The 6,969-nt window shown below is 70.4% G+C and carries 5 protein-coding genes; 4 read left to right on the top strand and 1 reads right to left on the bottom strand.

What is annotated here, in order from left to right:
• Positions 1 to 225: 225 nt before the first annotated feature.
• Positions 226 to 1,302, bottom strand: coding sequence for a LacI family DNA-binding transcriptional regulator (locus tag ACIRFH_RS30115; RefSeq protein ID WP_403527577.1), 1,077 nt, complete (start codon positions 1,300 to 1,302; stop codon positions 226 to 228).
• 191 nt (positions 1,303 to 1,493) lie between these two features.
• Between ACIRFH_RS30115 and ACIRFH_RS30110 the strand changes: the two genes are divergently transcribed.
• From ACIRFH_RS30110 to ACIRFH_RS30095, 4 genes are all read left to right on the top strand, one after another.
• Positions 1,494 to 2,420 carry a carbohydrate ABC transporter permease gene (locus tag ACIRFH_RS30110; RefSeq protein ID WP_403527574.1) on the top strand — a complete coding sequence of 309 codons (927 nt, stop codon included), beginning with the start codon at positions 1,494 to 1,496 and terminating at the stop codon, positions 2,418 to 2,420.
• A gap of 7 nt (positions 2,421 to 2,427) precedes the next feature.
• Positions 2,428 to 3,378 carry a carbohydrate ABC transporter permease gene (locus tag ACIRFH_RS30105; protein ID WP_403527571.1) on the top strand — a complete coding sequence of 317 codons (951 nt, stop codon included), beginning with the start codon at positions 2,428 to 2,430 and terminating at the stop codon, positions 3,376 to 3,378.
• Between the two features lie 103 nt (positions 3,379 to 3,481).
• A complete protein-coding gene (locus tag ACIRFH_RS30100; RefSeq protein WP_403527568.1) occupies positions 3,482 to 4,825 on the top strand; it encodes an ABC transporter substrate-binding protein in 1,344 nt (447 codons plus the stop codon).
• A gap of 86 nt (positions 4,826 to 4,911) precedes the next feature.
• The gene (locus ACIRFH_RS30095; RefSeq protein ID WP_403527565.1) at positions 4,912 to 6,957 is read left to right on the top strand and encodes a beta-galactosidase; all 2,046 of its coding nucleotides are present in this window, start codon (positions 4,912 to 4,914) and stop codon (positions 6,955 to 6,957) included.
• Positions 6,958 to 6,969: the final 12 nt, after the last annotated feature.

Here is a 6,969-nt window from a genome sequence, read left to right as displayed (position 1 = left end):
TCGAACGCACCCAGCAGACCGTTGATGCCATCACCCGGATAGCCGTAGACGCGCTGAACACCCCACTCCGTCAGGCGCTGCAGAACATAGTCGGCGACTTGAGTCATGGGCTCTCCTGGCACGCGTGAAGAACAGTGAGTTGTGGAGTGCCTTCCCCGGCGGCTCGTAAACCGGGCGGTACTCACCCGTTCGGCCACGCGTGCCCGGTTCGCGCCCTCAGCGCTCTCAGCGCCCTCGGTGTCTGCGCGCCGGGGGCGGTGCGGTGCTCGCGCGGGTCACCAGCCGGGTCGGCACGAGCGTCGTCCCCCGCTCCGGGCCGTCCTGGCGCACCTTGCGCAGCACGGCCTGGACGCAGAGCCGCCCCACCTCGGCGAAGTCCTGGTGCACGGTGGTCAGCGGCGGCAGGAAGGAGCCGGCCTCCGGGATGTCGTCGAACCCGATGACGCTGATGTCCTCCGGGACGCGCCGCCCGCGTTCGTGCAGGGCGCGCAGCAGGCCCAGGGCCATCTGGTCGTTGGCCGCGAAGACGGCCGTGCAGTCCTCGCGGGGGGCGAGTTCGAGGCCGGCCCGGTAACCGGACTCGGCGGACCAGTCGCCCCGGGTGAGGGGCGGCGGGGTGCGGCCGGCCTCGGCGAGCGTCCGGCGCCAGGCGTCCGCGCGGCGCTGGGCGGCGAAGGAGCCCTCAGGGCCGGCCAGGTGCCACACGGTGTCGTGCCCGAGGCCGAGCAGGTGCCGGACGGCGGCGCCGGTGCCGCCGGCCTGGTCGGTGTCGACGACCGTGTAGTGGTCGCCGGCGTCGGAGTCGACCACCACGACCTGGACGTGGGGCGGCAGGGTGACGGTGGCCGCGTCCAGCAGGTGGACCTCCATGATGACGATCACCGCGTCGACGGCGAGCTCCTCCAGCCGGGAGAACGCTCCCCGCACCTCGTCCTGCGTGGGCACGGCGACCGGCAGCAGCGTCACCGCGTACCCCTCGCTCGCCGCGGAGGTCGCGATGGCCTCCAGGGTGCGCACGTTGCCCGTGGTGGACAGCGAGAAGGTGATGACCCCGATGGTGCGGAACTCACCGCGCTTGAGCGCCCGGGCGGCGCTGTTGGGGCGGTATCCGAGTTCCTTCATGGCCGCCAGGACCTGCTGCCGGGTCTCCTCGGTCACTCCGGCGTATCCGTTGGAGACGCGGGAGACGGTCTGCGAGGAGACCCCGGCCAGCTTGGCCACGTCCGCCATGGAAGCCGTGCGGCCCCGGCCGCGCCGGGACCGCGCGGGTGCGCTCGTCGGGACTTCCTCAGCCGTGCTCACTCGGTGTCAGCCACCTCTCCGTCGCTGTCAGGCCCTGATACGGAAGGACCCTTGACCGTCGTCATCGGGGCAGTGTAGACATGCCGCCATCAGATGTTTACGCAAACATAACAGCCCGGGCACCTTTTCGCGGCGCCCGATGTTTGCGTAAACATCGCGAGGTTCCAGGACGTGGACGAGCGAGGAACGACATGACGACGCTGCAACCGCCGGCCGCCGCCGAGCCGCGGCCGGCACCACCACCGGTGAGACGGGACCGCCGCTCCTGGACGGGGTGGGGTTTCCTCGGTCCGTTCGTGGCCGTGTTCGCCCTGGTCTTCCTCGCTCCGATCGCCTACTCGGTGTACCTCAGCCTCTTCCGCGACCAGCTCATCGGCGGGAACACCTTCGTCGGCCTGGACAACTACACGCAGGCCCTCCAGGACGACCGGTTCTGGGCCTCGCTCGGCCGGGTCGCGCTCTTCCTGGCCGTCCAGGTGCCGATCATGCTCGGCATCGCTCTGCTGGTGGCGCTGGCCCTGGACAGCGGCCGCCTCTACGGCCGGAACTTCTTCCGGATCTCGATCTTCCTGCCGTACGCCGTGCCCGCCGTGGTGGCCACCCTGATGTGGGGCTTCATGTACGGCACCCGCTTCGGGCTGGTCGGCGACATCAACGACGCGCTGGGCGTCTCGCTGCCCGACCCGCTCTCCCCCGATCTGGTGCTGGCCTCCATCGGCAACATCGTGACCTGGGAGTTCGTCGGCTACAACATGCTGATCTTCTTCGCGGCGCTGCGCGTGGTCCCGCACTCGCTGTACGAGGCCGCCGAGATCGACGGGGCCGGACAGATCCGCGTCATCACCGCCATCAAGCTCCCGGCCATCCGCGGGGCACTGGTCATCGCGACGATCTTCTCGATCATCGGCAGCTTCCAGCTCTTCAACGAGCCGAACATCCTGCAGCCGCTGGCCCCCAACGCGATCAGCACCGACTACACGCCGAACTCCTACACGTACTCGCTGTCCTTCAACGGGCAGCAGCACAACTACTCCGCGACGGTCGCCATCGTCATGGGGCTGATCACCATGGTCATCGCCTACGTCGTCCAGCTGCGCGGCATGCGCAAGGGAGTGTGAAGCAGCGATGACCAGTCCTGTCGTCACCGTCTCCGACCGTTCCGCGCCCACGCCGTCCGGCACCCGCCGTGCCGCGCCCCGGCTGCGCGCCGCCCGCCGCCGGCACACCCCGGGCAGACCCCGGCGCAGCGTCCTGCTGACCGTGCTCACCGGGCTGGTGGTGCTCTACAGCCTGGTGCCGCTGCTCTGGCTGGCCATCAGCGCCACCAAGACGCAGGAGGGTCTGTCGGACTCCTTCGGCCTGTGGTTCGACGGCGACTTCGCCCTGTGGGACAACATCAGGCAGACGTTCACCTACGACGACGGCGTGTTCACCCGCTGGCTGCTGAACACCCTGCTGTACGTGGGGCTGGGCGCGGGCGGCGCCACCTTCCTCGCCGTCCTCGGCGGTTACGCGCTGGCCAAGTTCGACTTCCCCGGCCGGCGCGGGGTCTTCGCCGTCGTCATCGGCGCGGTGGCGGTGCCGGGTACGGCGCTGGCGGTGCCGACCTTCCTGATGTTCAGCAAGATGGGGCTCACCGACACGCCCTGGGCGGTGATCGTCCCGTCGTTGATCTCGCCGTTCGGCCTGTATCTGATGTGGGTGTTCGCGAGCGAGGCCATCCCGACCGAGCTGATGGAGGCCGCCCGCATCGACGGCGCCGGCGAGGTCCGCACCTTCTTCCGGGTCGCGCTGCCGCTGCTGGCACCCGGCATCGTCACCGTCCTGCTGTTCACCATGGTGGCGACCTGGAACAACTACTTCCTGCCGCTGATCATGCTCAAGGACCCGGACTGGTATCCGCTGACCCTGGGCCTGAACAGCTGGAACCAGCAGGCCCAGACCGCCGGCGGCGAGGCCGTCTTCAACCTGGTCGTCACCGGTTCCCTCGTCACGATCCTGCCGCTGATCGCCGCGTTCCTGCTGCTGCAGAAGTACTGGCAGTCCGGACTGGCCGCCGGAAGCGTCAAGGAATAGCCCGGACGCCTCCTCCCCACACTCCGCCTCCCCCACGTTCCGCCCCGTTTCTCCGACCCTCGACTGTGCCGGTCACCGGCCACGAAGAAGTGGAAGCTCGCCCATGCACAAGCAATCGCGCCGCCTGCTGCGCGGCATCGGTCTCGTCTGCGCCCTCGCCCTGGGAGCGACCGCCTGCGGCGACGGCGACGACGGCGGATCGAGCGGGAAGTCCGTCTCCCAGGCGGATGTCCAGGCGGCCCTGAAGAAGGGCGGCACCATCACCGTCTGGGCGTGGGAGCCCACGCTCAAGCAGGTGGCCGCCGGCTTCGAGAAGGAACACCCCGGCGTCAAGGTGAACCTGGTCAACGCGGGCACCAACAACGACCAGTACACGGCCCTGCAGAACGCCATATCGGCGAAGAAGGGCGTGCCCGACGTCGCGCAGATCGAGTACTACGCCATGGGCCAGTTCGCGCTGACCGAGCAGCTCACCGACCTCAAGGGCTTCGGCGCCGAGAAGCTCGCCACCCGCTACTCGCCCGGTCCCTGGAACGGCGTCAAGGCCGGCGGCGACGGCGTCTACGCCCTGCCCATGGACTCCGGTCCCATGGCGCTGTTCTACAACAAGAAGGTCTTCGACACGTACGGCATCAAGGTGCCCACCACCTGGGACGAGTACCTCACCGCCGCCCGCGACCTGCACGAGAAGAACCCGAAGGCGTACATCACCGCCGACGCCGGAGACGCCGGCTTCACCACCAGCATGCTCTGGCAGGCCGGTTCGCGCCCCTACACGGTGGACGGCACCAAGGTGAAGATCGACTTCTCCGACAAGGGTGCCGCGAAGTTCACCGGCGTCTGGCAGAAGCTCATCGACGAGAAGCTGCTCGCTCCCGTCACCAGCTGGTCCGACGAGTGGTACAAGGGCCTCGGCGACGGCAGCATCGCGACCCTCGCCACCGGCGCCTGGATGCCCGCCAACCTGGAGTCGGGCGTGAAGAACGCCTCCGGTGACTGGCGCGCCGTCCCGCTGCCGCAGTGGACCGCCGGTGACAAGTCCGCCGCGGAGAACGGCGGCAGCGCGCTCGCCCTGCCGGAACTCGGCAAGAACGAGGCGCTGGCGTACGCCTTCGTCGAGTACGCCAACGCCGGCAAGGGCGTGCAGACCCGTCTGGAGAACGGTGCCTTCCCGGCGACCACCGCGGACCTGCAGTCCAGCACGTTCCAGGACACGAAGTTCCCGTACTTCGGCGGCCAGCAGGCCAACAAGATCTTCGCCGAGGCGGCCGGGAACGTCGCCGACGACTGGTCGTACCTGCCCTACCAGGCGTACGCGAACTCGATCTTCAACGACACCGTCGGCAAGGCCTACGTCTCGGACACCACGCTGGCCGAGGGACTGAAGGCCTGGCAGGACGCCTCGGTCAAGTACGGCGACGAGCAGGGCTTCACCGTCGAGAAGTAGCACCAGCACGCGATGCGGCGGCCCGTGGGGGCGGCGCGGCACCCGCGCCACCCCCGCACCGCACGCCCCACTCCGGAAGGACCGGCATGATCTCCACCCTCCTGTCCCGACTGCAGAGCGGGCCGGACGGCACGCCCGCCCCCCGTCTCGCCTTCGGCGCCGACTACAACCCCGAGCAGTGGCCCCGGGAGGTGTGGCAGGAGGACGTACGGCTGATGCGCGAGGCCGGCGTCAACATCGTCTCCGTGGGCATCTTCTCCTGGGCCCGGATCCAGCCCGGTCCGGACACCTGGGACTTCGCCTGGCTCGACGAGGTCATGGACCTGCTGCACGAGAACGGCGTCGGCGTCGACCTGGCCACCGCCACCGCGTCCCCGCCGCCCTGGCTGACCACCGCACACCCGGAGATCCTCCCGGTCACCGACCGCGGTGAGACGCTGTGGCCGGGAGCGCGCCAGCACTGGCGTCCGACCTCGCCGGTCTTCCGCGAACACGCCCTGCGCCTGGTCCGCGAGCTGGCGTCCCGCTACGCCGGTCACCCGGCGCTGGTCGCCTGGCACGTCAACAACGAGCTCGGCTGCCACAACGTCTACGACTACTCGGACGACGCGGCCCGCGCCTTCCGCGACTGGCTGCGCGCCCGGTACACCACGCTGGACGCCCTCAACCACGCCTGGGGTACGGCGTTCTGGTCGCAGCGCTACAGCGACTGGGAGCAGATCCTGCCGCCGCGGCTCGCCGCCTCCCACCCGAACCCGACCCAGCAGCTGGACTTCAAGCGCTTCTCGTCGGACGCGCTGAAGGAGCACCTGCGGGCCGAGCGTCAGGTGCTGCGGGAGCTCACGCCGGACGTCCCCGTCACCACCAACTTCATGGTGATGCCCGGCACCACGGGCATGAACTACGCGGACTGGGCGGGCGAGGTGGACTTCGTCGCCAACGACCACTACGTCGTCCCGCACCCGCAGGCCCGCGACGAGCTGTCCTTCTCGGCGAACCTCACCAGCGGCATCGCGGGCGGCCGGCCCTGGTTCCTGATGGAGCACTCCACCAGCGCCGTGAACTGGCAGCCCGTCAACCTGGCGAAGCGGCCGGGTGAGCTGGCCCGGGACTCGCTGACGCACGTGGCGCACGGCGCCGACGCGGTCTGCTTCTTCCAGTGGCGCCAGTCCGCGGCCGGCGCCGAGAAGTACCACTCGGCGATGGTGCCGCACGCCGGTGCCGACAGCGACCTGTTCCGCGCGGTCGCCGCGCTCGGCGACACGCTGAGGACGCTGGCGCCGGTCGCCGGGAGCGAACGGGAGCCCGCCGAGGTCGGCATCCTCTTCGACTGGGAGTCGCGGTGGGCGAGCGAGCAGGACTCGCACCCGACCTCGCTGCTCGACTACCACCAGGAGGCGCTGGACTGGTACTCCGCGCTCCTCTCCCTCGGCGTGCGCGCCGACGTGGTCACCACCGGCGCCGACCTGAGCCGCCACCGGATGCTGATCGCGCCCGTGCTGCACATGGTCCCCGCCGACCTCGCCAAGGAGCTCACCCGGTACGCCGAGCAGGGCGGGCACCTGGTCACCACGTACTTCTCCGGCATCGTGGACGAGAACGACCACGTCTGGCTCGGCGGCTACCCGGGCGCCCTGCGGGAGCTGCTGGGCATCCGCGTCGAGGAGTTCGGCCCGCTGCCCGCCGGGCAGACCGTGGAGCTGGACGACGCGACGACCGGCACCCTGTGGACCGACCACCTCACCGTCACCGCGCCCGAGACCGAGGTGCTCGCCCACTACCGCACGGGCGCGCACGCCGGCCGCCCGGCCGTGACCCGGCGCCCGGCGGGCAGGGGTTCGGCCGCGTACGTCTCCACCCGGCTCGGCGCCGACGGGCTCGCCGCGCTGCTGCCGCGGCTGCTGGAACCGGCGGGCGTGGCGAGCGAGTTGCCCGCCGAGGTGCGCGGGCTGGTCGAGACCACCGTGCGCCGCGGTCCGGGCGGCCGGTTCGTGTTCCTGGTGAACCGGACCGACGACCCGGTCACCGTCCCGGGCCCGACCGGTCAGGTCCTGGTCGGCGCCACCGACGAGGCCGGCGCCGTCGTCCTCGGGCCCAGGGACGTCGCCGTCCTGCGCACGCCCACCGCCTGACCGTCCCCACCG

The organism is Streptomyces sp. NPDC093586 (assembly GCF_044764905.1).
Lineage (GTDB): Bacteria > Actinomycetota > Actinomycetes > Streptomycetales > Streptomycetaceae > Streptomyces.
Note: the sequence above shows the minus strand (reverse complement) of the source record. Positions and strands in the feature narration are given on the sequence as shown.